Origin of the sequence: Undibacterium sp., from assembly GCF_030683615.1 — a bacterium.
Taxonomy (GTDB): Bacteria; Pseudomonadota; Gammaproteobacteria; order Burkholderiales; family Burkholderiaceae_D; genus Undibacterium; species Undibacterium umbellatum.
The window spans coordinates 72,200-95,658 of record NZ_JAUXQE010000035.1 but is presented as its reverse complement, the minus strand read 5'-3'; the positions used below and the strand labels follow the sequence as shown (position 1 = coordinate 95,658).

The following is a 23,459-nucleotide window of genomic DNA, read 5'->3' as shown; positions in this document are numbered from 1 at the left end:
TGGCTACTTGCTGGCAATTCTTGGCATATGCCGGTGAGCAGAAACAAACTGGGCTGCTTGAAAAAATTGTTGCTAAATACGCACATCCGCCTCAACGACAACTTCGCCTCACAAAAAAAGACTTATAATATAGACATGATAAAATTACAATCACATCCCTCTCCAATTCACCCGATTTCTCAGGTCTTTCCACTCAGGGAGCAGTCATGAAAATTCCAAAAATAAAGCTCAAAATATGGCATGGCTTCTTGTTGCTGGCTTTGCTGTTCATCATTCCACCTTTGATCATTACCTTGTCGCAGAGATGGGAAGTGTCTGACAGTGATCCTGATCGCGGTGCGATGACTGTCAAGCAGGATGTGTTTGGTGACAATGCAGACAAGATTGTTTATCTGGACCAGAACTGGAAACCCGAGCAGAGCTTGTGGTTCTACACCACGACGCAGGGTTCCAACTTGCTGCCTTATGATTTCTTCCTGGTGCTGGAACAGGACGACAAGCCAGAGTTGTTCCGCAGTGATGAGAACATCAACCGCTATCGCTATCTGCCGCAGAAAAAAACCTCCAGCAACCCAGATGCCTTGCCCGTGGGCTTTGTCAAAGACAATTATCTGAGCAAGGATTACATGGGTTTTACCTGTGCAGCTTGCCATACTGCGCAAGTCAATTTCAAGGGTACGGGCATGCGTATTGATGGTGGGCCGGCCAGTGCGGACATGGCGGGTTTCCTGAAAGGCCTGACCCAGGCGATGGTGGCTGTCCGGGACAAGCCGGATGTACAAAAACGTTTTGTCCAGGCTGTTTTGAGGTTGGGTGCATATAGCAGTGAAGCGGATGTGATTGCCGATATCAAGACTTACACCCTGCGCCTGACCAGCTATAACATCATCAATCACAGCCCTGTCGATTATGGCTATGCCAGGCTGGATGCCTTTGGCCGTATATATAACCGCACGCTGGAACATTTGCTGAATCGCCAGCAGATAGAAGAAGTGCTGGGCAAGGTGCTGACTGAAGAAGAAGTGCGGACGGCACTGGCGGGTATAGGGCCAGAAATCAGTTCTGCCGACCGCGACAAGATCGTAGAAAGAGTGGCGACTTCGGCCAAGAACATCGTCAAACTCAGGCAGGAATTATTCATCAAGGCAGATGCACCTGTCAGTTACCCATTCTTGTGGGATATCGCGCAGCATGACTATGTGCAGTGGAATGGTCTGGGTGGCAATGGTGGACTGGGGCCGCTGGGGCGCAATACGGGCGAAGTGATAGGTGTGTTTGGCTCTCTGGACTGGCATGAAGGCAAGCGCTTCTCTATTACTTCATTGATTTCTGGCCAGGGCTGGACCAAGAAGGTGGTTGAATATGACAGCTCCATCAATACCCAGAACTTGCGCCGCATAGAAAACCAGTTGACTGAATTGCAGTCACCTAAATGGCCGCAAGAGATTTTGGGCAAGCTGGACCAGACCCGCATCAAGCGTGGTGAAAAACTGTTTGCCAATTATTGCGTCAGTTGCCATGCAGAGATAGACCGCAGTTCGCCACAACGGCGCGTGGTGGCGCATATGTCCAAGCTGGAAGAAGTGGGCACCGATCCCACCATGGCCGACAACAGTATCAAATATGAAGGTTATTCAGGCATCTTGCGCAATCAATATGTGGGTGCGGGTGTGGGTGATGTCTTGCTGGATAAAAAAGCCCCCATCGCTGCCCTGCTGACCAAGGCAACGCTGGGTGTAGTGACCACGCCAGATGCTGACAAGGGCTTTATACGCCGCTGGTCTGAGTGGTTGCACAATATTATCCAGGCTTTGTTTGGCAATGAGATCAAGGATTCAAACAAGCATGGAAATTACATCCCCGATACCACGATGAACCCCTACTCGTCCCTACAGGCATACAAGGGGCGTTCACTGAATGGCATCTGGGCAACCGGGCCTTACTTGCATAATGGCTCTGTACCTACCCTGTATGATTTGCTGCTGCCAGCGACCTGCCCTGCCGATCAAAAGGATGCAGAATGCCGCCCTGAAAAATTCCTGGTCGGTTCACGTGAATTTGATGCAGAAAAAGTCGGCATGAAGAGCGCTGCTTACGAAGGTTTTACCTTCGACACCAGGTTAAATGGCAATCACAATTCTGGCCATGACTATGGCAACAAGCCGCCGACAAAACCCGGAGATTTGCCAGTGCTAACGAAAGAGCAAAGGCTGGACTTGCTGGAGTATTTGAAAGCTCAGTGAGCGTTCTTGCAAGGGCCGGTGGTTGATCCCGCGATCAACACCGGCTGCCACAGCACCTGCAAGTCTGCTGCAGGTGTTCCATTCATCAGCGCCAGCAGCATTTCACTCATCTTGGCGCCTGCCGCCCGGGGGTCAGGCTGGTCTATGGTGGTGACCTGGTCACCGACCAGGGTGTCTTCCATGTTACCCCAGACGATGACGGAGATGTCACGGCCTATGGCGATACCTGCGTCCATCAGGGCGCGCATGGCACCTACTCCCGAGAGGTGGTTATCGACGATGATGGCGCTGGGCCTGGGTGTGCAGTTCAATAGCTGCTGCACAGCCAGATAACCGCTGCGCCTGTCGAGGGCATCCTGTATCAGATAGCGGGTATCAATGTCGAGGCCGGCACCGCTCATGGCTTCAACAAAACTGGTGCGCCTTTGCCGGGCAAAGTTCAGTTCCAGCGGTGCGCTGATGAGGCTGATGCGTTGGTGACCAAACGCCAACAAGTGCTGTACAGCCAGCCGTATGCCATTTGCATTGTCATAGTCAAACCAGGCGTAAGGCTTGTCAGTCTGGGTGCGGCCATGGGCAATGAAGGGGAAGCCCTGCCTGGATAAATAAGCAATGCGCGGGTCTTGCACCATGGTGCGGCTGACGATCAAGCCATCGACGCGTCGGCCCTTGACCATTTGCTCATAGGAGGGCAATTCATTGCCGGGCGAGACAGGCGCGATCATCAGATTCATCTTGCGCGCTTCCAATGCCTCGGCCATACCACCCACAACGCCAAGAAACATGGGGTCGCCCAGGTCAGATGGCAGCAAGGGGTAGATCAGGCCAAATACATTGGTGCGGCCCACGGCCAGGCTGCGCGCCATGGGGTTGGCTTCATAACCATGCTGCTCTGCTGCCGCCAATACTTTTTTGCGCGTCTGCTCACCAACCTCAGGGTAGCCGTTCAAGGCACGGCTGACCGTGGTCTTGGACATACCCAGGCTGGCAGCAAGCTCCTTTAAAGTAATCGACATAGGGCAAATGGCAAAGGTGGACAGAAGCTGGGATTATATACTTGCGCAGGCTTGCCAAGTTCATCCATGACCATATCAGTCCAGTCGCTCAATTGCACGCTTGAAGAAAAACAGAGTCAACAAGATCACACTCAAAGGCAGCAGTGACAGGTAAAACGCCGTTTGTCCATTCATCGCACCAAACACATAACCAGTGATCATGGAACCACTGGTGCCACCAAGGGCAGAAAACAAGACCAGCAAACCCGTCATGGCGGCGTGCTGGTTGGTCGGCAAGGAACTTAACATGACAGAATTAATACCAGGATAAATCGGTGCCATGAACAAACCTATCAAGGGGAAGATGAAGGCCGCCAGCGGCGCATTGCTCCAGCGCAGATCAGGGTTGGCGACGATGTTATGGGTTAATGGCAAGGTCAGCAAGACCAGCGCGGCCATGCTGATGAGGCAGATATTCAATACCAGATACCAGTTAAGCTTGCGCATGACGGCCCCTGCACCCAGTCTGCCTATCGCCAGACAAGCCGCAAAGATGCTGGTGGCTTGCACGCTCATGTCCACCGGCATTTTGAGTATCTCATTATTGAAAGTGGGCAGCCAGGTGCCTATGCCCTGCTCCAGCAGTACGTATAAAAAAGCCGAGATTATGTAAACACAGACGAGGGGACGCGCCATCAGTTTAAGCATATCGGCAAAATCGGTAAGCAGGCTGCTGTGACTGACTGTCAGCTTTGCTTCAAATTCGGTGAAGCTGGTGGTCGCCACCAGCAGGAAGGTCAAGGCACACAAGGCTGCCAACAGCCAGTAGACGTGCAGCCAGACTGGCGAGGCGGGATCATTGGCATCGATGAAATAGCCAAATATCCAGTAACCACTGAGCACACCCACCATGAAAAAACCTTCCAGCGTGTTCATCAGGCTGGCATGTTGTTTGCGGTCTGCACTGATCAGGCCTATAGTTGCATAGACGGATACCTTGATGAGAGCAAAAGCGACACCCACGCTAAGGAACAGGAGCTTGGTCATCAAGAAGCCGGGCAACAAGGGCATGGTTGCCGTGCTGACAGTGACGATGGCCATACCGATCAGCATCGCATATTTATAACCCAGGCGCGGCAGGAAAGAAGCTACACAAAACGAAACTATGCTGATGGGGATATCTTTGAAAGCCTCCAGCACACTGGCAGTAGATTTGCTGACACCGTAAGTCTGGATGACTTGCAGTATTACCGTGCCCACGCTGTTGAGCAGAATCGCGAATACAAAATACAGCAGGAATAGCGCAAAGATGATGCGCCGCCTGCTGGCTGGCTGCGGGTGTTGCTGGGTCATATCGACTCCTGCCTTTTTATTTTTTCCGGACTTACGCAAAACCGCCCCAGCTGCGTTGCAGCTCCTCGCCGTACTAAAGTACTGTCTTCGTCGCTACGCCTTGCTGGGACGATTTTGCATAAGTCCTGTTTTGTATTGTATTTTTTATTTAATGCTTACTTTTGTTTTACTGCTTTTACTGCTCTTACTTCAGATAATCCTGCAAACTGAATTGATGCAAACCTGCGATGACAACATCCGCTTCCGTCAATACTACTGGGCTGCCTATACCTAACGCAAACATGTTGGCAGATTTGATGGCGCGTATGCCTGCTATAGAATCTTCTACGCCAAAACATTCATCTGAAGTTAAGCCCAATCCCGCTGCTGCGGTCAGGAAAATTTCAGGGTCTGGTTTGCTATTCTTTATTTGTGCGGCATCAACGACAACATCAAACTGGTCTGCGATACCAAGTCTCTCAATTACCGCCTGGGCATTTTTACTGACGGATGCCAAAGCTGTTTTTAAACCTGCTGCTCGTATCTGTTGCAAGGATACTGCCGCGCCGGGCAATAAGTCGGCAGGACTGAGTTGGGCAATCAGACTTTGATAATGCAGGTTTTTTTCATCTGCCAGTGTCAGTTTATATGCTTCGCTAAAGTCCTTGCCGGATGCTTCCAGGATCAGGTTCAGTGAGCCCATTCTATCGACACCTTTCAATTGCTCATTGAAAGCTTCGTCAAAACTCGCACCGACACTCTCAGCGAGTCTTTTCCAGGCCAGGTAGTGATAATGTGCGGTGTCAGTCAGCACGCCATCCAGATCAAAGATCACAGCGCGATATTCGTATTTACGCATGAGCCAGCTCCGGTTGATGCAAAGGCACGCGGCATGTGGCTTGTTGATCAGTCACTTGCAGGCTTTGTCCTCTATGCTGAAATTGCAATGCCGTGCCGCGCATGAGGCGGTATTCGACATGGGTTTGACTCACGGTGATTTCCAGTAGTTGCCCCTGAAAATGCACGCGGAACTGGTAATCTTGCCATTGTTTGGGCAAGACCGGTGCAAAACTCAGTTGCCCCTTGCTGACACGCATGCCTGCAAAACCGTAGGCAATACCCAGCCAGGTACCACCCATGGCTGCTGTGTGCACACCATAGTGGGTATTGCCATGGGTATTGTCCAGATCCAGCCTGGCGGTTTGCATGAAATAGTCGTAGGCCTTGTCCTGATAACCGACTTCAGCCGCGATGATGCTGAAGATGCAGGTGGACAGGGATGAATCATGGGTCGTGACTTTTTCGTAAAAATCAAAGTCACGGCGCTTGTCATCCAGGCTGAACTGGTCGCTGAGCAAGAGCAAGGCCAGCACCACATCTGCCTGTTTACAGACCTGGTGGCGATAGATGACCAGCGGGTGGTAATTCAGCAGCAGGGGATAATTTTCTTTTGGGGTATTGGCAAAGTCCCAGACCTTTTTATTGAGGAAGCTATCATCCTGCTCATGGATGCCGCGCTCTTTGTTATAGGGCAAAGCCATGTTATCGGCGGCACGTTGCCATGCGCTTGCTTCATCTATTTGCAGATCAATCTTTGCAGCAAGTTCAGCAAACTTTTCTGTTTGTTCAACCTGCAATTGCTTGATGATACCGGCAGCAAAACGCAAATGCATTTGCGCCATGGCATTGGTGTAATAGTTGTTATTGACTTGCGCCGTGTATTCATCGGGGCCAGTAACTTCATTAATGCAGAACGACTCCTCATCGTGACCTGGCAAGCGAGTGTAGTGACCCAGGCCCATCCACAGGCGGGCAGTTTCCAGCACAATTTCTGCCCCTTGCGTCAGCAAGAAATCCATGTCTGCAGTTGCTTCCATATACAGCTTGATGGAATAGGCAATGTCAGCATTGATATGGTATTGCGCCGTGCCTGCAGGGAAGTAGGCCGAGCATTCTTCACCATCTATGGTGCGCCATGGGTAGAGTGCGCCGCTGGTATGCGACAGTTGCCGGGCACGCTCTCTGGCTTGCGGCAGGTATTGATAGCGGTATTCGAGCAGCTTTCTGGCGATCTCTGGCTTGTTGTAGAGGAAAAAGGGAAAGATATAAATTTCTGTATCCCAGAAATAATGACCCTCGTAGCCTTCACCTGTCAAACCCTTGGCAGCGATATTGGTCTTGCCATCACGCCCTACTGACTGCAGCAGATGGAACATATTGAAACGCATGCCCTGCTGCAAGGCGGCGTCGCCACTGATATGCACATCGGCCTGTGTCCAGAAGTCATCCAGGTACGCTTGCTGGCTCGCTGCCAGTTGTGCAAAGCCCAGGTCAGACACCTTGCCCAGTGCCTGTTGGCTGAGTGAAAGCAAAGATGATGCAGGATAATCGCGTGATGAAAAATAGCTGCAAAATTTATCCAGCTTTATCGTTTGATCTTGTACTGCCTGGATAATGAATTGCTGTTCAAGCTTGTCATCACCTTGTTGCAAATTGCTGGCATAGGTACTCTCTGTTTGCAAATGATTTTGCATGGCTGTTGCCAGACTCAGGCCACTATTGTGGGTACGGTGCAGGAAGGCAGAGAAATCATCTTCCTGAACTACTTCCAATTTGTGTAGCACCGGACCACTGATGGCAGAACCTACGCGCGGGTCATCCCCAGCCACAATATTTTTTACCGCAGCATCGATAGCAGAAACTAGTTTGACCTGACCAGAAAAATTCAAAGGCGTGACTTCATATGACATTGCGTACACATGCTTGTTGTCAAAACTGACCAGACGCTGGCTGTGCAAGCGTATGCTGCGCCCCTGGGCAGATGTCCATTGCAGGGTGCGTGTCAGCAGGCCGGTGCGGAAGTCCAGTTGACGCTGGTAGCTATCGACCCTGCCTTGTTGCAAATCAAAGGCTTCGTCTTCCAGCATCAATTCCACGCACTTGGCATTTGGTACATTCAGCATGAATTGATTGGTGCGCGCCAGGCCATAGGCATTTTCTGGATATTGTATCGCTTCGGATTCATAAAAGCCGTTGAGGTAACTGCCGTTCAGTGAATCTGCCGCTGTTCTTTGGTTACCTTCTTCTGCCGTGCCGCGCAAGCCTATGTAGCCATTACCCAGGGCAAACAGGGTTTCGTTGAGCAGGTGATGCCCGTCATCGAGTTGATTTTCTGTAATCCCCCAGCCTTCCAGTGGAAATTGATGTTGCAAGGCATCGCTTGTTTGCACGGTCTCGTCCTTCATTTTTATTCTTTATTTCTTGGATATTGCGATTAGCTTCTATCGGCTTGAAACTGCCAAAGTCGTTCAAACCGGTTTGACTTCTAAATTAATTCTATTTAAACCGGTTTTAAAAGTCAACAAACTAAATTTTTATTTTTGAGGAAGGCCAACTAGGGCTTAAGAATAGCTTTGGAGATTGCTGCCGGGAGGAAATGGATTCAGGTACATCCAGCGATCAGTTTGACGCTTCAAAATAGAGCTTTTAAAGCAAACGACCCTCTGCTGCGGCGGCAAACCCAGATTTGCCGCCGGTAATTGTCCCTGGTCTTTTCAGGTTACTTATTAAATAACTCGCAAATGATAACGATTCTCATTTATAATGATTTTACTTTAGCAATTTCACACCCTCTCAAGCGCCAGCCCCAGCTACACACGTATGCCAGCATCCCTACGTGGGCAAGTGAAAAAACCATGTGCCATACCCGCGGGGAATCATGTCCATCGTCATTTCTTATTCTTATTTATATCGACCAATCGTCGCTGCTGCCTTGAAAAACGTTCTCATGAAGCAGTACTACGACTGCCCTGGCTAGTCGTCGCCCCATAAGTAATTTTCATTTCACATCGTGCAGCAAGCTGTGATTGCCTCGGCAATCGCAAGGGATCTGCTCACCCTCATTTTTTGGAAAAACAATATGGACAGCAACAAGCAAATTCAAGCGACCAGCAATAATCCATTTTATGCAGCGGCAGCCGAACGTACTCTACGTCAGTTCATCGATGCGTTCTGGTTTGAAGGTGCTTTAGATGGGCATCTGGAAAGACAGACTGATGGCAAAACTAATCTGTATTTGCGGGGGATCAATGAGCAGGGCAAGGCGATTGAATACCGGATAGCCGCACATGATGCAAGCAGCTTTGGCCGCAGCCGATTACATGGCCCAGTGTACGAAGCCAGCAGTGATATGGCTACCAATGATATTGCCGTTGTCTCAGGTGATTTGCTAAGGCCGCATGCAGCGCAGAATGGCCCGCGCTTCATCAATGAATTAATTCATACGGCAGCAAAGCAAGCTTGTTCTTTGCAGGCCCAGGCCATGGCAGCAAAGGGCCGCGCTGCACTTGATCTGCCTTATGCATGGCAAGAAGCGCAATTGGGTGATGGACATCTCTACCATCCTTGCTATCGTTCTCGTATAGGTTTTAACCTGGCTGACCATCAGCGTTATGGACCGGAATTTGCTCAGGCTTTTGGTCTGGTCTGGCTGGCACTCGATATGCAACTGGCTGATATCCATGGATTGCCCGGTGTTGACTACACACAGTTTTTGCAGGCGGAAATTGGCGCAGCAGAAGTGCTGCGTTTGCAGCAGGCCATCACGCTCTCAGGCAGGGAGGAAGACAATTATTATCTGCTGCCCGCCCATCCCTGGCAATGGGAAGAGAACCTGCAAATCCAGTACGCCGACTGGCTGGCAGATGGCCGCCTGCTCTACCTTGGCGCGGGAGAAACGGTCTGGCTCGCACAGCAATCAATACGTTCACTGACATCTCTGGCTAGCCATGACAGCCACAACCTCAAGCTACCACTCGCCATCGCCAACAGTTCGGCGGACCGCATCCTGTCTGATCACCATGTTCACAATGCACCACTGATTTCCCAATGGCTTGACAAGCTGTGCAGCGAAGATATTTTTTTGCAGCAGCACTGCAGGCTGGCGGTCCTGGCAGAACCCATGGGCATCACCCTGGCAGCTGCTGCATCACGCCAAGACAGATATGGTTTGCTGGGCGCGATCTGGCGGCAGTCACCCACATCCATACTCAGGCAAGGCGAGCAGATATTTCCCTGCACTGCCTTGACCACAATCGATGATCAGCAACAACTGAATATATTCCCCTGGTTACAACAACATGGCACCGAAGTCTGGGTCAAGGCGCTATTGCGAGCCATGTTGCCACCGTTTATCCATCTGATGCTGGCGCATGGTGTCTTGCTGGAAGCACATGCACAAAATACCCTGCTCATCGTCAGGGATGGCTTGCCAGCAGGTGTTGCTATTCGTGATTTGCCCGGAGGCCTGCATTACATCGCCGGGCAAACCACCAACGAAGCACACTTGCAGCAGTTACGCCAGGCTCCGGCACACCGCAATGCCGCCAATGCCAGCAACGGTTTTGCCATGGGCACTACGGACGAAGCCAGGGATTATCTGCTTGAAGTGCTCTTGTTTATCCACCTGTCTGAACTGGCTCACAGACTGGCGCTGCATCATGGTTTTGATGAAAGCCGCTTCTGGCATCTGGCTGCGCAAATCGTGCTGTGCTACCAGGAGCAAGTGCCGCAGTTGTCTGCAAGCTTTCAGCAATTCAATTTGTTTGTACCCGAACTGCAAATGGAAAAACTGGCCAGCAGGCGTCTTTCTGCGGCCAACGCGCAAGCTTTTCATACTGTCCCGAACCCCCTGCATCAATTCATGCCGTCTCAGGGTGCGTGATGCGGCAAACCATTTTCATTACGGTACTAGGGCATTTTGGTGCAGCCTTTGCTGCGCTGTGCATGCCACCATTTTATGCACATATACTGCAGCAGAACTTCTCCAGCCAGACCCTGGTTATGGCTGGCTGGTACTTTACCCTGCCAACCCTGGCGGCGGCGATCTCCAATCCCTTGTGGGGCAAGCTAGCTGACCGCATAGGCATACGCGCTTCACTGATACGCGCTCACTGGGGCCTCTGCCTGAGCTTCATTGTCACGGGCATGGCACGCACTCCCTGGGAATTTGCGTTTGGCCTGACTTTGCAAGGTTTGCTGGGCGGCACCTTTGCGGCATCGAACGCTTTTCTGGCCTCTTTCCTGCCTGGCAAGCGCCTCGCTACACTGTTGAGTGTCATGCAAGGCTCGGCCCGCACCGCCCTGTTCGCAGGGCCTGCCATCATAGGTCTGTTCAGCGATGGCCAAAATCTGCTGCATATCTTTTTTTACCTGGCTGTATTCCCTGGCCTGGCGGGATTGATACTCTATCTGCTGCCAGCAAAAACCGGCACTCTTTCTGAACATTCCGTAACAGGGAGCACTGGACAAGTTCCTGCTCAGGCGGGCACACTCAGTGCAAGCAGTCTGTACCGCTACCAGGCGCTGTTCACCTTAGGGACGGTACTGACATATCCATATTTTGTCATCGATCTGGCGCAACGCCTGGATATGTCTGCGGCCTGGGCAGGTGCCCTGTTTGGCTTGCCACATGCACTGTTTCTGGTGCTGGCCTGGCCTATCGGCCGCCATGTCAATTTTTCCAATGCCCAGACAGCACTAGCGCGATTTTCCGCGCTGACCTGCGCAGGCTTGTTATTGCAGTTGCTGGCCAATGATCTGCCGGTGCTGGCCACGGGTCGGATACTCATGGGCGTTGGGATGACCGGCGCTTATCTGGCCATCAATGCCCTGGCTGCATCCACCACTAGGCAAGCCAGTGCAGGACAGCATTTTGGCAAGCTGGAAGGTGCCAATAAATGGGGCGCTGTCATGGCAGGGATTCTCGCAAGCGGTCTGGCTACTTCACTGAGTTATACCGCTCCCATCTGGTTGGCTTGTGCGCTGTTGGCCGGCCTCTCCATTTTTATAGAAAGTAAACGCTTATGAACGCTAGCCTACCGCGGTTCGCCTGGAACCATTCGCCTGACACCCTGCCCTTACTCCATCTGCCGTCTTTGCCACGTGCTTTACCACATCCCAGGCAGGCAGCCAACAATGCTGTCCCCGTCGAAGCCGGGGATTACGCCCAGCTGCAACATGCCCGCGTGCTGCTGAACTGCTATGCGCGTGAAGTCGCCATGCAGGAACATAAGCTCGCCGTCCGTTCCATCGTCCACACCAGGCTGGCACCCGCAGCACTGCGCCAGTATCAGGGCCAGGTACTGGACATACAGTTACCGCGCATGCAAAGCCGTTTTTGCGTGGGGGTACAACATGTGTCAGTCACTGGTAATTATGATTACATCACCGACATCTATCTGCAAGACCATCAGCAAACCTGGTCAATAGCCAGTTGGCGCGACATTGCGGAGCTGATCGTCGCTGACCTGTCGTTGCGCGAAGCTACTGAGTTTAATGCCGACCTGCTGCAACAAATCGAGGAGAGCATCGCCACCATGCAGCATCTGCTGGAGGCGCAGCAAGGCAAATTACGTTCTCTTCACACGGACTCCGCTTTAGCACAATACATACGTAGTGAACAGCATTTGCTGACGGGCCACCCTTTTCACCCTACGCCCAAAAGCCGTTCGGGCTGGACAAAAGCGGAAGAAAAAAAATATTCGCCTGAACATGGCGCGAGACTGCAATTACGCTACTTCCAGATTCCGCGCAGCTGGATCATCAGCGATAGTCTGGATGCGCAAGACTTGTCAGACCGCCTGCAACAACTGACTGGTCATGGCCGGCAGGCCGATAGCGAACACATCATCCTTCCCCTACACCCCTGGCAAGCCGACTGGCTCATGCAGCAGTCACGCATACAAACCGCCATGGCTGCTGGAGAAATACGCGACCTGGGCTGTAGTGGCAAACAGTTTTATCCAACGGCATCCATCCGTACCATGCTGGCCGAAGATGGCAATGCTTTCTTGAAACTGTCGCTGAACCTGCGCATCACCAATTGCATACGCAATAATGCCCGGCATGAACTGGCGGCAGCATTGACTGCCAGCCGCCTGTACCGGCCCATGAAGGCAGACATGCAGGCACTGTTCCCGCATTTTCACGCACTGGAAGAACAGGCTTACATGAGTGTAGCCTTCCCGGAAGACCGGCAACAGAGTGACAGACAACACAAGGAAATCGAAGACGGCTTTGGCCTGGTTTTACGCGAAGGTCTGGCAGCCTTCATGGCGCAAGGCATCACGCCCATGATATGTGCAGCGCTATTTGGCAACGGCCAGGCGGGCCGGCTGCAAGTGGCAGCGTTGATAGAACGGTTTTCCCACAGACATAGCCTGTCCCTGCGCCAAGGCATGCGCCTGTGGTTCAGCCGTTATGCTGAACTGGCGATTTATCCCGTGTTCTACCTGCTGTTTGAAAAAGGTATCGCCTTTGAACCGCATATGCAAAACAGCATAGTCGGGCTTGCAGAAGATGGTGCTCCGGTACGCTTTATCGTTCGTGACCTGGAGCTGACCAGACTCACACCGACAGCCCACGAACTGATCAACACCATACAGCTCGATGAGCATACCCGTAAAGAAATCTGTTGCAGTGATGAAGCAGGCTGGACACGCATAGGCTATTGCCTGCTAGTCAATAATATCTGTGAAGTCATCGCCACCCTGGCGAATGGGAATCATGAACTTTACCTGGAGTTGTGGGCTTGCCTGCGCAATACCTTGCAAGCTTATCTTGCCAACTTCCCCAACCCTGAGGCAGCACGCCGCATACAAGGCTTGCTGTCTGGCGAACCCTTGCCAGTCAAGGGTAATTTGCTGATCCGCTTTTTAAAGCAGGCTGACCGCAAGGCGGCTTACCTGCCACTGTATCACCCGCTGGGCGTGGTGAATGAGTCGTAGCCTATGCTCTGAATCAATTTTTTCAACTCAAAATGATGCACTAATTATGTACTCAAAACCTTTTTCACTGATACTCCCCGCCTTGCTTTGCCAGGCATATAGCCACGCAGTGATGGCACAAAACACGACGCAAAATGACTTGCCATTAATTGAAGTCAAGGCACAGTCACGGCAAGGTGCTACCCGTGTCAGCGGTGCCAGTAAAACCAATGGGACCTTGCTGGAAACACCGCAATCGATTTCTGTCGTCAACAATGAAGATTTGCGGGACCGTGCAGCGAACAGCAGCAAGGATGCACTGGCCTACACGCCCGGCATTATCGCCGGGCAAGGTGAAGGCCGCCGTGATGAATTTTATATACGAGGCTTTTACTCCCCGCGGGAAACCCTGCTGGATGGCATGCGTGATGACAGTCTTTACTTCCGCGACCTCGCCACTACCGACAAACTTGAAGTCATCAAGGGTGCGACAGCCGCCCTCTATGGTCGTGGCGCAGCCGGTGGTTTGATCAACCGCATAACCAAAAAACCGCAAGCAAACCAAGACAATGAAATTTCACTGGCCCTGGGTTCGAACAGCCAGCGAAGGCTCAGCATTGATACAGGTGGTGCCGTGAGCAATGAGCTCAATGCCCGCCTGATTGCTGCCTATGACGCGGGTGACAGTTACCGCAATATAGTTGATCATAAGCGCACGCTGTTGGCACCATCGCTGTCTTGGAATATCAGCCCGCAAACCAGCTTGCTGCTGCAGACTGAAATACAACGCGAAGACCACACACCTGACCGTGGCATACCTTCTATGAATGGACGCGCCGTAGCGGTTGATCCCAGCACTTTTTATGGTGAAAAATTTGACTTCACCAAAACCAATAGTGATCTTTTTAAAGCTCGCCTAGAGCACAAATTCAATCAGCAGTTAAGCCTGGTCAACAACCTGCAATACAGCCAGACTGATCTCGATGGCGTGAATACCCGCAATCGGCGCGTGAATGCAGGCAGCACCGTGTCGCGCCAGATTACCTACTTCCCTATCCAGCAAAAGAACCTGGTCAACCAGACTGAACTGACTTACGCGATCGGTAATCACCTCCTGCTGGCTGGCCTGGAATTATCCCGGCAAAAACGCGATTCCCTGGTCAGGCAAACCGGCACGGCTTACCCTGTGGATCTATACCGGCCCCAGCAATTGCTGGCCGCTCCTGACTTCAGAGCTCTGCCTGTGGCCATCGACAGCCGTTTCAATGCCGATACTACTGCCCTGTACCTCCAGGATCAGATTGCCTTGACGAATGAATGGGACGTCCTGCTCGGTGGCCGTTTTGACCAGTTCAAACAAAAGCAAACCAACCGCTTGCTCAACAATACCGTCAGTCAGCGTACTGATAATCTGTTCTCACCGCGCATGGGGCTGGTCTATAAAATCACTCCGCAACAGTCTGCCTATGTCACGGTCAGCCGCTCACATCAGCCTGCCGGTGGAGATCTGCTCTACACAGGCAGCAATCCGCTGAGCCAGGTCAAGCCCCTGAAAACTGATTTGCAGGAAATCGGTCTGAAGCAAGAGTGGCTGGATAAGCGCCTGTATACCAGCCTGGCCTTGTTCAGGGTAGAGCAAAGCAATCAACTGACTGCTGACCCTGCTGACCTGACAGGCTTGCGTCAGTTGCAAATTGGTCGCCAGCGCAACCAGGGGCTGGAGGTGGAACTTCAGGGACAACTATTCAGTGCTACCCAGCTCAATGCCAGCTATACCTATAACGATGCCAAAATCGTCGCATCCAATGATATACGCATAGGCAACCGTGCAGAAATGACACCATCCCACAATGCCAGTCTGTGGTTAAAGCAAAGTTTTAACAAAAACTGGAGCGTTGGTGCAGGCATTGTTGCCCATAGTGAGCAATATGCCCTGACTGACAATACAGTACGCCTGCCAGGTTACGCCCGTGTTGACCTGGCACTGACTTATATGCAAGCCCGTTATGACATTACCTTGAAACTCAATAACCTCGGCAATACCCGCTACATGGAGTCGGCCAACAACAATGTGCAGATACAACCTGGGGCGCCGTTCAATGCCTATCTGGTGTTGAATACACATTTCTAAACACAGGGGCTTGCCCCTCCTTGGCAAAATCAGCCGGGTGCATCGTGCATCCGGCTTTTTTATTTGCGTTTGCGCCACATGCGCCAGCCCGTCAACATCAAAATCAGTGGAACCAGGCCAAAGCATGAAATAAATATCCGGCCCGTTATGCCAAAAGCGATGCCGCTATGCAGAGGAAACAGCCAGGCCAAAAAGCGGTCGCCAGCCTGCCCTTGCAGCGGATCGGCCACCCTGAAGATGCGGCCACTGCCCGCATCTACGCTGACCCTGCTTGCGCCATCGCCGCTATGCATTTCCTGAGGCTGGCGCAAACGAATTTCATAAACGGTAGCGGAACCCGACGGCAAACCCAGGCGCGAAATCCTGGCATGCGGAAATACACCTTGAGCTATTAGCATGGCCTGTACAGCGGTGATGTGCTGACCAGGAGGTACATTTGCATCCCCCGGCTTGCGTGTCTGTGTCACCGGTAATACTTTGCCTACGACGGGTAGTATCCATTGTGGCTGATTGAAGTAGGCACCAGAAAATCCCAGCAGCAAGAGCACTGGCAAGGCAAAAAATCCCAGCATGCGATGCAAACGAAAATTGATAGCAGCCGGGGTTGCTGCCAGGTTCACCGTCAGCGCCTGTCGCAAGGCTTTCCAGTTGGGCTTGGGCAACCATAAAAACAGGCCAATAAGCGACATCAGCATGAGCATGATGCCACTGACTGCGATCACGGTCTTGCCGATTTCACCTAGCAAAACATAGCGGTGCAAATGGTACAGGGTCGGTATCAGCAATCTTCCTGATATGCCATATTGCCCCCAGTTGCGCTCGCCTTTTACTTCCAGCGTAACCGGATCAAGCATGACCTGGCGTGACCAGTCCTGGCTAAACGCAGATTTGCCTGAAGCTGATCTGGTTGGATACCAGGCGGTGATGACGTCTGCAGTACTGGCTGGCAGCATCAATTGCCTGGGCCGGCCATAAGCAGGATTTGCCGTCAGGGCATCCAGAGCGGTCTGTGCCATTTCTGCTCTGAAGGGCTCAGCCTGGTGAGTTTGATGCACGGTATTGAACAGTGCTGGATTGAGTGCACGATCAAGCTCAGGCATCCAGCTGATGATACTACCAGTGAGCCCCAATGCCACGAATACACTGCCAAATGTGAGTGCCAGCCACAAGTGCAAACGCAGCAATATCGTACGCGCTGACTTAGGCAACATAGACAGTCCCGTCATAGCGGCCATTTGAGATCATGTGAAATCGAGGTTTGCAGAAAAACATGGTGAATATCCAGGCTGAAAAAATGGCTGGCTATTCTTAGAGAAACAGGAAAATGCTGGCTGTAGTGGGGCGCTGCGCATTGACTGGCAACTCTTGGCACATACTGACAACTAAATGACAGTGCTGCCACTATCTTATCTAAAACAACTACGCAGAGCAATGACAGCTACTAGCGAACAGCGGCGATGGCGACCTTAACACTACCGCATTCAAGTCTGCCTGACCACCAGCATGGTCTGCAAGACCTCGGACTCGACAGGCTCTTCATTGATAAGGCCAAGGATTTTCCTGGCGAGCAGGATGCCGCCGTCGCGCAGGTATTGGTGGACGCTGGTCAGTGCCGGGATGAAGCTGGCCGCACCGGGAGTGTCGTCGTAGCCGATGACGGATACCTGGCCGGGGACAGCCAGGTTGCTTTCAGTGATTGCCCGTATTGCCCCCATGGCCAGCAAGTCGCTGGCGGCGAAGACGGCGTCGAAGGTCTTGTCTTTTTCATTCAGGTAGGCAGACATACAGTCAAATCCAGCTTCAAAGGTAAACGCCTTGGGGCGCAGGATGCTCACTGCATGCTGTTGCTCACCCAACGCTTCCATGAAACCGGAGCAGCGTTCCTGCACTTCAGCATGATCAATATCACCGATGAACAAGAGTTTGCGCCGCCCCTGCTGGATAAAGCGCTCCGCCACGCTGGCACCGCCCTTGCGGTTATCACTGCCGACAACGATGCCGGGTTGATTGGCATCCGGTGCGCCCCAGATTACCAGCGGCAGGCCGGAGCGTTGCAAGCGCTGCAAACGTTGCACGGCTTCACCATGTGAGCCCTGCCCCAGCAAGATCATGCCGTCAGCGCCTTGCACCGGTGGTGTGTCTATGAGCTGCATGGAAGTCAGCACCACGCTGTAACCTGCCGTCGTTAGCTCCTGGGTGATGCCACCCAATAATTCCAGCGGGTAGGGGTCGGACATGGGTCTGTCATTGGCGGGTGTCATCTCAACCACTACAGCGACAGAATGGCTGCGGCCCAGGCGCAAATTACGGGCGCTGACATTGAAGCGGTAGCCCTGTTCTTCTGCAATCTTGCGGATTTTTTCACGTGTCTCTACCGTCACCAGCGGGCTATTACGCAAGGCGCGTGACACCGTAATGGTCGAAACCCCGGCAATGGCTGCCAGGTGTTCCATCGTTACCCCGGATTCGGGATTAGGTGTGCTGCGTTTTTTTGCCGACATGCAAAGACCTTGTTAACAATTGCCAGGTGTAGGAGTTTCAGGTGTAGTGATTTCAGGTTCTCGCAAACTCGATACGCTGTCTGACCTCGCCGCCTCTGAAACTGAATATTTCCCGCGCATTATGACAGAGCTTGTTTGGCTGCGATATATCCCACAGCCTGTGCGTACAAAGTGCACACCGCCCGCCCCTATGGCCACCGCACAATGCAGGTGCATATCTGCCAAAAATACGTCTGCAATTTTGCGGGTCTCATGGCAACCTATGCATTGGCAAACTCGGCAGAAATTCATTTCTCGATAGAAATCTCTGTATTTTTAATCAGCAAATCTACCTGTGTCGAATAAATGACATCGATAACATTTCAATTGACATCGATAACATTTATTGTTTCAATGGGCTTGTTTTTACATCTCGTCACTTGAGTTCCAGGGATACAGGCCAAAAAAAACCAGGGCAGGCTCATTTAGGAAGTGGCAAGAGGCAACAATGCGTATGATGGAAAGTCTGCGGATTGCCCTTGAACGGATGTTAGGGACGACAAACTTTAATAATATTCAGGAGCACAACATGAACTGCAACAAGCCTTTCCGCTTGTCGGCGATTACTATCGCCATGATGACATTATTGAGCCAGGCACAAGCCCAGGTCGCCAGCAATCCAGATACCAATGCAGCCGCTACTACCGCTACGACTGCTCCAGCCAAGGCAGATGAAGTCCAGCAAATCGTCGTGACCGGCAATGCCCGTAGCGGTGGCCAGCGCAAGATCGATGCGTCTTATTCCATCACCACCGCGAATGAAGAACAACTGAAACAGGCTGCTCCCAGCAGCACCGCCGATTTGCTGAAAATCGTGCCGGGTATTTATGCCGAATCCAGCGGGGGCAATGCCGGTGCCAATATTGGTGTGCGTGGCTTCCCTATTGATGGTGATGCGCCGTTTGTGACGATACAAATGAATGGCTCGCCTTTGTTCCCGCCACCCACCCTGTCTTTCCTTGAAGGATCATCGCTGTTCCGTATTGACGACACCATAGAACGGGTGGAAGTCTTGCGCGGCGGCCCCAGCCCTATCTTCTCAAATGGACAGCCTGGTGCAACCATGAACTTTCTGCTCAAGAAAGGCCGTGATCTTGCTGAAGGCAGTTTGCGCGCCACCGTTGGCACCGGCAATCTGCGCCGTATCGATGGCTATTATGGCGGCAAGATTGCTGATGGCTGGTATGGCACGATAGGCGGCTTTTATCGCGTAGCGCAAGGCGTGCGTGACGGGCAATACCCGGCAGACGATGGCGGGCAAATCACTGCCAGCGCCACCAGGAAGCTGGATCAGGGCGAGCTGACTTTTTATGCACGCACCGTTAATGACAAAAATACTTTTTATACTGGCGTGCCGCTGATTTCTGCCAGCTCTGCGGGTGGCAAGCCAACTGCCTTCCCCGGTTTTGATCCCCTGACCGGTTCGCTGTATGGCAATGAATTGCGCAATGTTTCTCTGGAAGTTGGCCCTGGTCAGGTATTGAATAAAGATCTGGCAAATGGCCGTGGCTTGCAAGCCAATCTGTTTGGTGTGGATTTCTCACAAACCATCAATGGCTGGAATATCAGCAACAAGCTCAATCATTTTTCTGGCGATGCACCTACGCTGGCGATCTTCACCGGCAATAGTCCTGTGAGCATGTCCAGCTATATCCGTAGCGCTATCCAGTCAGCTAATGGCCAGGCCAATGTGGTGGCTGCGGCAGGTGGCAAGCAGGCTATTTCAGGCACGGCAACTTATCTGAATGGTGGCGCTGCAGTTGCGGGTGACCAGCAAGTGATGTCAGCAGGTATCTGGTCAGTAGAAAAGAAACTGAGTTCTTTCACCGATGAACTGCGCATCAGCAAAGAAATCATCAAGGATCACACCATGACGGCTGGCCTTTATTATGCTGACTATTCATCCAAGGACATGTGGTATCTGGGTAATAGTGTCCTGATGACAGCAACACCAAATGCCCGCCCTATCAATGTGCAGTTGAATAATGGCGTGGTCGTCAGCGGCAATGGCCATGATGGCGCATCCTTCTACACCTTGAATGAAAATTTCTCGGCACAGAATACTGCGTTTTACCTCGCAGATGAATGGAAGATCAATGACCGTATCCGTGTTGATGCTGGCGTACGTACCGAGAACCGTCGCTTGAATGGTGTTATCTCAAATCCAAAATCAGTCGATCTCGATAATAACCCGCTGACGCTATACAACAACAGCGCATCGGTACTGAGCGGCAGCAACACTCTGGTCGATCGTTCTGACAATGAAGTGTCTTATACCCTGGGTGGCAACTACAAGGTCTCAGAAAACTTCAGCGTGTTTGCTCGTCTGAATTCTGGCTTTGCGCTGCCGCAGTTCGACACCATACGCGACAATGGCGTCAATGCACCCGTGACCAAGGTAAAGCAATATGAGATAGGCCTGAAGAGTGTGTCTGAATACATCAGTGCCTACCTGACCTTCTTCCACAATACCTTTACCGGCCTGCCCTTCCAGCAGTTCTTGGCAGATGGCCGCAATGTGAATGCGATAGGTGGTTCCAGCGGTTCTGGCCTGGAATTTGAAGTGGCAGCACGCCCTGTCAAAAATTTCCAGATTTCACTGAGTGGCGCCTACCAGAAATCGAAGTATGAAAACTATGGTGCCAACACTGGCAATGAAGTGAAACGTCAGCCTAAGCTACAGTTCCGTCTGTCGCCGAGCTACCGTATCCCGCTCGATAATGGTGATATCAAGCTGTATGGCACTTACACCCATGTCGATGCACGCTTTGCTGACGCAGAAAACCAGCAATCCCTGCCCAAGTATTACACGCTAGATGCTGGCATTCTGGTGGGTCTGGGTGACAATCTGGAATTCCGTCTGGCTGGCACCAACCTGACCAATCAACTCGGCCTGACCGAGGGTAATTCCCGCGTCATCGGCAGTGGCAGCAGCGTGGTCTTTGCCCGCCCTATCTTTGGTCGTGCAATTGAGGCGTCTGTCTTGTATCGATTCTAAAACTGCTCTTTATTAATAGCCAAGCGTGACCCTGTTCAGGGCCACGCTTTTTTTCAGGCGATCAGGCTTTGCACCTTTTCGACCTCGTCAAACAGGAAAAAATGTCCCCCTGCAAAGCAGTGTACTTCAGGCGCATTTACAAAACAATCCGCCCAGGCCAGGCCATCTGCCAGCGCTATCCTGTCATCTAGCCCAAGCAGCACCCTTACAGGTACATCATACTGGCGCTGGCTGCCATCAAAATAAGCCTCCGCGGCACCTATGTCGGCACGCAGGATAGGTTCAAACAACTCCATCAATTGTGGTTCTGCCAGCACTTCTGCTGAAATGCCACCCATGTTTGCCACCCATTCCAGAAATTCCTTGTGCGGCAATTCTGCGTGACGATGTAATGCGCGGCGATGAGGTGCGGCAGCGCCTGACAACACCAGTCTTTGAGGCGGGCTGGCACCAAGTTCCACCAGCCTGTCCAGCATGGCCAGGGCAATATAGGCTCCCATGCTGTGGCCAAACAAGATATAGGGGCTACCTGCGGTGGCGCGCAAAGTTGGTTCCAGCAAGGCAGTCACCATCTCGGGTATGCTATGCAGCAAGGGATAGCGCATATTGCTGCCATGGCCAGGTGGATCAAAGGTGATCCACTCATGGGCATGCTCACGCGCCAGCCTGGCATAGCTATAAGCGCTGCCACCAGCAAATGGATAGGCAATAATCTTCAATATGGTTTTCCCCTGACACACATTAATTTTAAAAACGACTATAACCCAGGCATGACCGACAAGAATAAAAATCTCGCTTTGATTGCACACCCTGAAATCTGGATAGCCAGACTGCCAGATCTGCGTGCATACCGACAAAAACTACTGACACTGCTGAGCAGTGCAGAACATACCCGCTGCGCACGCTATATGCAACAGGATGACAGGGACAGATACCTGGGTGGACGTGCGCTCAGCAAACTTGCCGTCGCAAAATTGACTGGCTTGCCGCTTGCAGATATCAGCATCACCCTGGCGACATCTGGCAAACCTGCCATTGCATTTGCAAAGGATGAAATCACTGCACCCGCCATCAGTATCTCGCATGCTGGCGAACTGGTCGTGGTAGCGCTCACCTACGCTGCCGACATCGGTGTTGACGTAGAATTATTACACAATGATGTCAATTTGGATGACTTGATGGGCGTCGTTTGCAGCGCAAAGGAAATCACTGAAGTCAATCGCCAGGACGAGAAAAGCCGGATACAGAAATTTTATGAATTCTGGGTATTGAAAGAAGCCTACCTGAAAGCCACTGGAGAAGGCTTATCTGCGGACGCGCGACGCCTGATGTTCACAGTAGATGATGTATCTTCCGTCAGCTTGTTGCAAGGCTTGGATAATCGCCCTGCTCATACCTGGGATTTTTTTCTCAGGCTATATGACCAGCGACATGTGCTTGCGTTAGCGAGCAGGAAAACTGACGTACCCGAACTTGATGACAGCAGGTACACGCCGACACGCTGCATGCCCGTCTTTAAGGATGCACTGTCTTTATTGAGGGAATATTGTTCAGAAAAATGAATGCGTCACTGATCTTCGCATCAGGCACATAGCCCGGATGAGCCATGTGCTCTACTCTTCTAGCGGGGAGTTACTTCTTGATGCTGAGAACGATAGAACCGTTCCAGTTTGCACCACCGTTTTCAACGAGGATACTCAGAACATTGGTGATCTCTGTCCATTCCATAGTGATTTTTGCACCGCCGATGTCAACACCATCAGCCTTCAGTGTGCCATTTGCATCTGACAGCAGTTTAGTACGGTATGCAGGATCTTGTGCGGATTTTGCGATTGCAGTTGCCAGTTGGTCATAAAGATGTGCCATTTTTTTACCCCTAGTTTACGTGGTTCAACGAAGTTAATATCGGAATGAAACGAAACTCTTTGCTACCTATTCAAGTCTAAATTTCGAGCTGAAATTTTAGGCAGCGAGGCTATAGTACACTCGCACAGAAATGATGTCTAGCATTTAACAAAGTTAAAAAAAATATTATTATTTTTGCGTTGTAAAAAGGATGGCGCGCATCAAAATTGCGTCTAAAATATGGAGCAATTAGCCCACAAACTTTCCTGTCAGGAATGATATGCCAAACATAAAGACCTTTACTCCTGCTGGTCGCCTCGATAGCAATAATTCTGCTGCATTTGAGAAAGAAATTCTCAGTGCCATCGACGCCGGTGAAGTCCACATACTGATTGATTTTTCCGATCTCACTTATATCAGCAGCGCTGGACTGCGTGTCATCTTGCTGACTGCAAAGAAGACCAAAGCAGCCACTGGCAAGCTGGTATTGTGCAGCCTGAGTGATTCAATCAATGAGGTTTTCCTGGTGAGCGGCTTTAATACCATCCTGGATATACAGGCGAACAAGGATGCCGCGCTGACGCGTTTCTGATTTCATCACACCGTCATA

General features: G+C 51.7%; 16 protein-coding genes. 8 read left to right on the top strand and 8 right to left on the bottom strand.

Features of this window, described 5'->3' with window-relative positions:
• Nucleotides 1-206 precede the first annotated feature (206 nt).
• Nucleotides 207-2,243 (top strand): di-heme-cytochrome C peroxidase, encoded by a 2,037-nt coding sequence (locus tag Q8K39_RS17610; protein WP_305262236.1) that lies wholly within the window; start codon nucleotides 207-209, stop codon nucleotides 2,241-2,243.
• On the opposite strand, the gene Q8K39_RS17605 is transcribed toward Q8K39_RS17610, so the two are convergent.
• The 4 genes from Q8K39_RS17605 to Q8K39_RS17590 all read right to left on the bottom strand — a co-directional run bounded on the left by Q8K39_RS17605 (nucleotide 2,237) and on the right by Q8K39_RS17590 (nucleotide 7,815).
• Nucleotides 2,237-3,283: a substrate-binding domain-containing protein gene (locus Q8K39_RS17605; protein WP_305262505.1), complete on the bottom strand. Its 1,047-nt coding sequence runs from the start codon at nucleotides 3,281-3,283 to the stop codon at nucleotides 2,237-2,239. The genes Q8K39_RS17610 and Q8K39_RS17605 overlap by 7 nt on opposite strands.
• 51 nt (nucleotides 3,284-3,334) lie before the next feature.
• Nucleotides 3,335-4,591, bottom strand: coding sequence for a sugar MFS transporter (locus Q8K39_RS17600; RefSeq protein ID WP_305262234.1), 1,257 nt, complete (start codon nucleotides 4,589-4,591; stop codon nucleotides 3,335-3,337).
• Between the two features lie 184 nt (nucleotides 4,592-4,775).
• A complete protein-coding gene (gene pgmB, locus Q8K39_RS17595) occupies nucleotides 4,776-5,429 on the bottom strand; it encodes a beta-phosphoglucomutase (RefSeq protein ID WP_305262232.1) in 654 nt (217 codons plus the stop codon).
• Entirely contained in the window at nucleotides 5,422-7,815 is a 2,394-nt protein-coding gene (locus Q8K39_RS17590; protein ID WP_305262230.1) for a glycoside hydrolase family 65 protein, read from the bottom strand. Before Q8K39_RS17590 ends, pgmB begins: the two co-directional genes overlap by 8 nt.
• A gap of 674 nt (nucleotides 7,816-8,489) precedes the next feature.
• On the opposite strand from Q8K39_RS17590, the gene Q8K39_RS17585 reads away from it, so the two are divergent.
• The 4 genes from Q8K39_RS17585 to Q8K39_RS17570 are packed head-to-tail and all read left to right on the top strand — an operon-like array spanning nucleotide 8,490 to nucleotide 15,466.
• Nucleotides 8,490-10,292 (top strand): IucA/IucC family siderophore biosynthesis protein, encoded by a 1,803-nt coding sequence (locus tag Q8K39_RS17585; RefSeq protein ID WP_305262228.1) that lies wholly within the window; start codon nucleotides 8,490-8,492, stop codon nucleotides 10,290-10,292.
• A complete protein-coding gene (locus tag Q8K39_RS17580) occupies nucleotides 10,292-11,437 on the top strand; it encodes an MFS transporter (protein WP_305262226.1) in 1,146 nt (381 codons plus the stop codon). The genes Q8K39_RS17585 and Q8K39_RS17580 overlap by 1 nt, the downstream gene beginning before the upstream one ends.
• Nucleotides 11,434-13,356 (top strand): IucA/IucC family siderophore biosynthesis protein, encoded by a 1,923-nt coding sequence (locus Q8K39_RS17575; RefSeq protein WP_305262224.1) that lies wholly within the window; start codon nucleotides 11,434-11,436, stop codon nucleotides 13,354-13,356. Before Q8K39_RS17580 ends, Q8K39_RS17575 begins: the two co-directional genes overlap by 4 nt.
• A gap of 46 nt (nucleotides 13,357-13,402) precedes the next feature.
• A complete protein-coding gene (locus Q8K39_RS17570) occupies nucleotides 13,403-15,466 on the top strand; it encodes a TonB-dependent siderophore receptor (RefSeq protein ID WP_305262222.1) in 2,064 nt (687 codons plus the stop codon).
• Nucleotides 15,467-15,525: 59 nt separating this feature from the next.
• Here Q8K39_RS17570 and Q8K39_RS17565 read toward each other — a convergent pair whose 3' ends face one another.
• Both Q8K39_RS17565 and Q8K39_RS17560 read right to left on the bottom strand, forming a co-directional pair.
• Entirely contained in the window at nucleotides 15,526-16,677 is a 1,152-nt protein-coding gene (locus tag Q8K39_RS17565) for a PepSY domain-containing protein (RefSeq protein ID WP_305262220.1), read from the bottom strand.
• A gap of 270 nt (nucleotides 16,678-16,947) precedes the next feature.
• Nucleotides 16,948-17,967 (bottom strand): LacI family DNA-binding transcriptional regulator, encoded by a 1,020-nt coding sequence (locus tag Q8K39_RS17560; protein WP_305262218.1) that lies wholly within the window; start codon nucleotides 17,965-17,967, stop codon nucleotides 16,948-16,950.
• Nucleotides 17,968-18,535: 568 nt separating this feature from the next.
• Here Q8K39_RS17560 and Q8K39_RS17555 point away from each other — a divergent pair.
• Nucleotides 18,536-21,004 carry a TonB-dependent siderophore receptor gene (locus Q8K39_RS17555; protein ID WP_305262215.1) on the top strand — a complete coding sequence of 823 codons (2,469 nt, stop codon included), beginning with the start codon at nucleotides 18,536-18,538 and terminating at the stop codon, nucleotides 21,002-21,004.
• 53 nt (nucleotides 21,005-21,057) lie between these two features.
• On the opposite strand, the gene Q8K39_RS17550 is transcribed toward Q8K39_RS17555, so the two are convergent.
• Entirely contained in the window at nucleotides 21,058-21,723 is a 666-nt protein-coding gene (locus tag Q8K39_RS17550) for a thioesterase II family protein (protein ID WP_305262213.1), read from the bottom strand.
• A gap of 51 nt (nucleotides 21,724-21,774) precedes the next feature.
• Here Q8K39_RS17550 and Q8K39_RS17545 point away from each other — a divergent pair, with 51 nt between their 5' ends.
• Nucleotides 21,775-22,566 carry a 4'-phosphopantetheinyl transferase superfamily protein gene (locus tag Q8K39_RS17545; RefSeq protein WP_305262212.1) on the top strand — a complete coding sequence of 264 codons (792 nt, stop codon included), beginning with the start codon at nucleotides 21,775-21,777 and terminating at the stop codon, nucleotides 22,564-22,566.
• A 70-nt stretch (nucleotides 22,567-22,636) separates the two neighbouring features.
• On the opposite strand, the gene Q8K39_RS17540 is transcribed toward Q8K39_RS17545, so the two are convergent.
• Nucleotides 22,637-22,870, bottom strand: a complete 234-nt coding sequence (locus Q8K39_RS17540; protein ID WP_186952852.1) for a hypothetical protein — start codon at nucleotides 22,868-22,870, stop codon at nucleotides 22,637-22,639.
• Between the two features lie 259 nt (nucleotides 22,871-23,129).
• On the opposite strand from Q8K39_RS17540, the gene Q8K39_RS17535 reads away from it, so the two are divergent.
• The gene (locus Q8K39_RS17535; protein WP_186952849.1) at nucleotides 23,130-23,441 is read left to right on the top strand and encodes an STAS domain-containing protein; all 312 of its coding nucleotides are present in this window, start codon (nucleotides 23,130-23,132) and stop codon (nucleotides 23,439-23,441) included.
• Nucleotides 23,442-23,459: the final 18 nt, after the last annotated feature.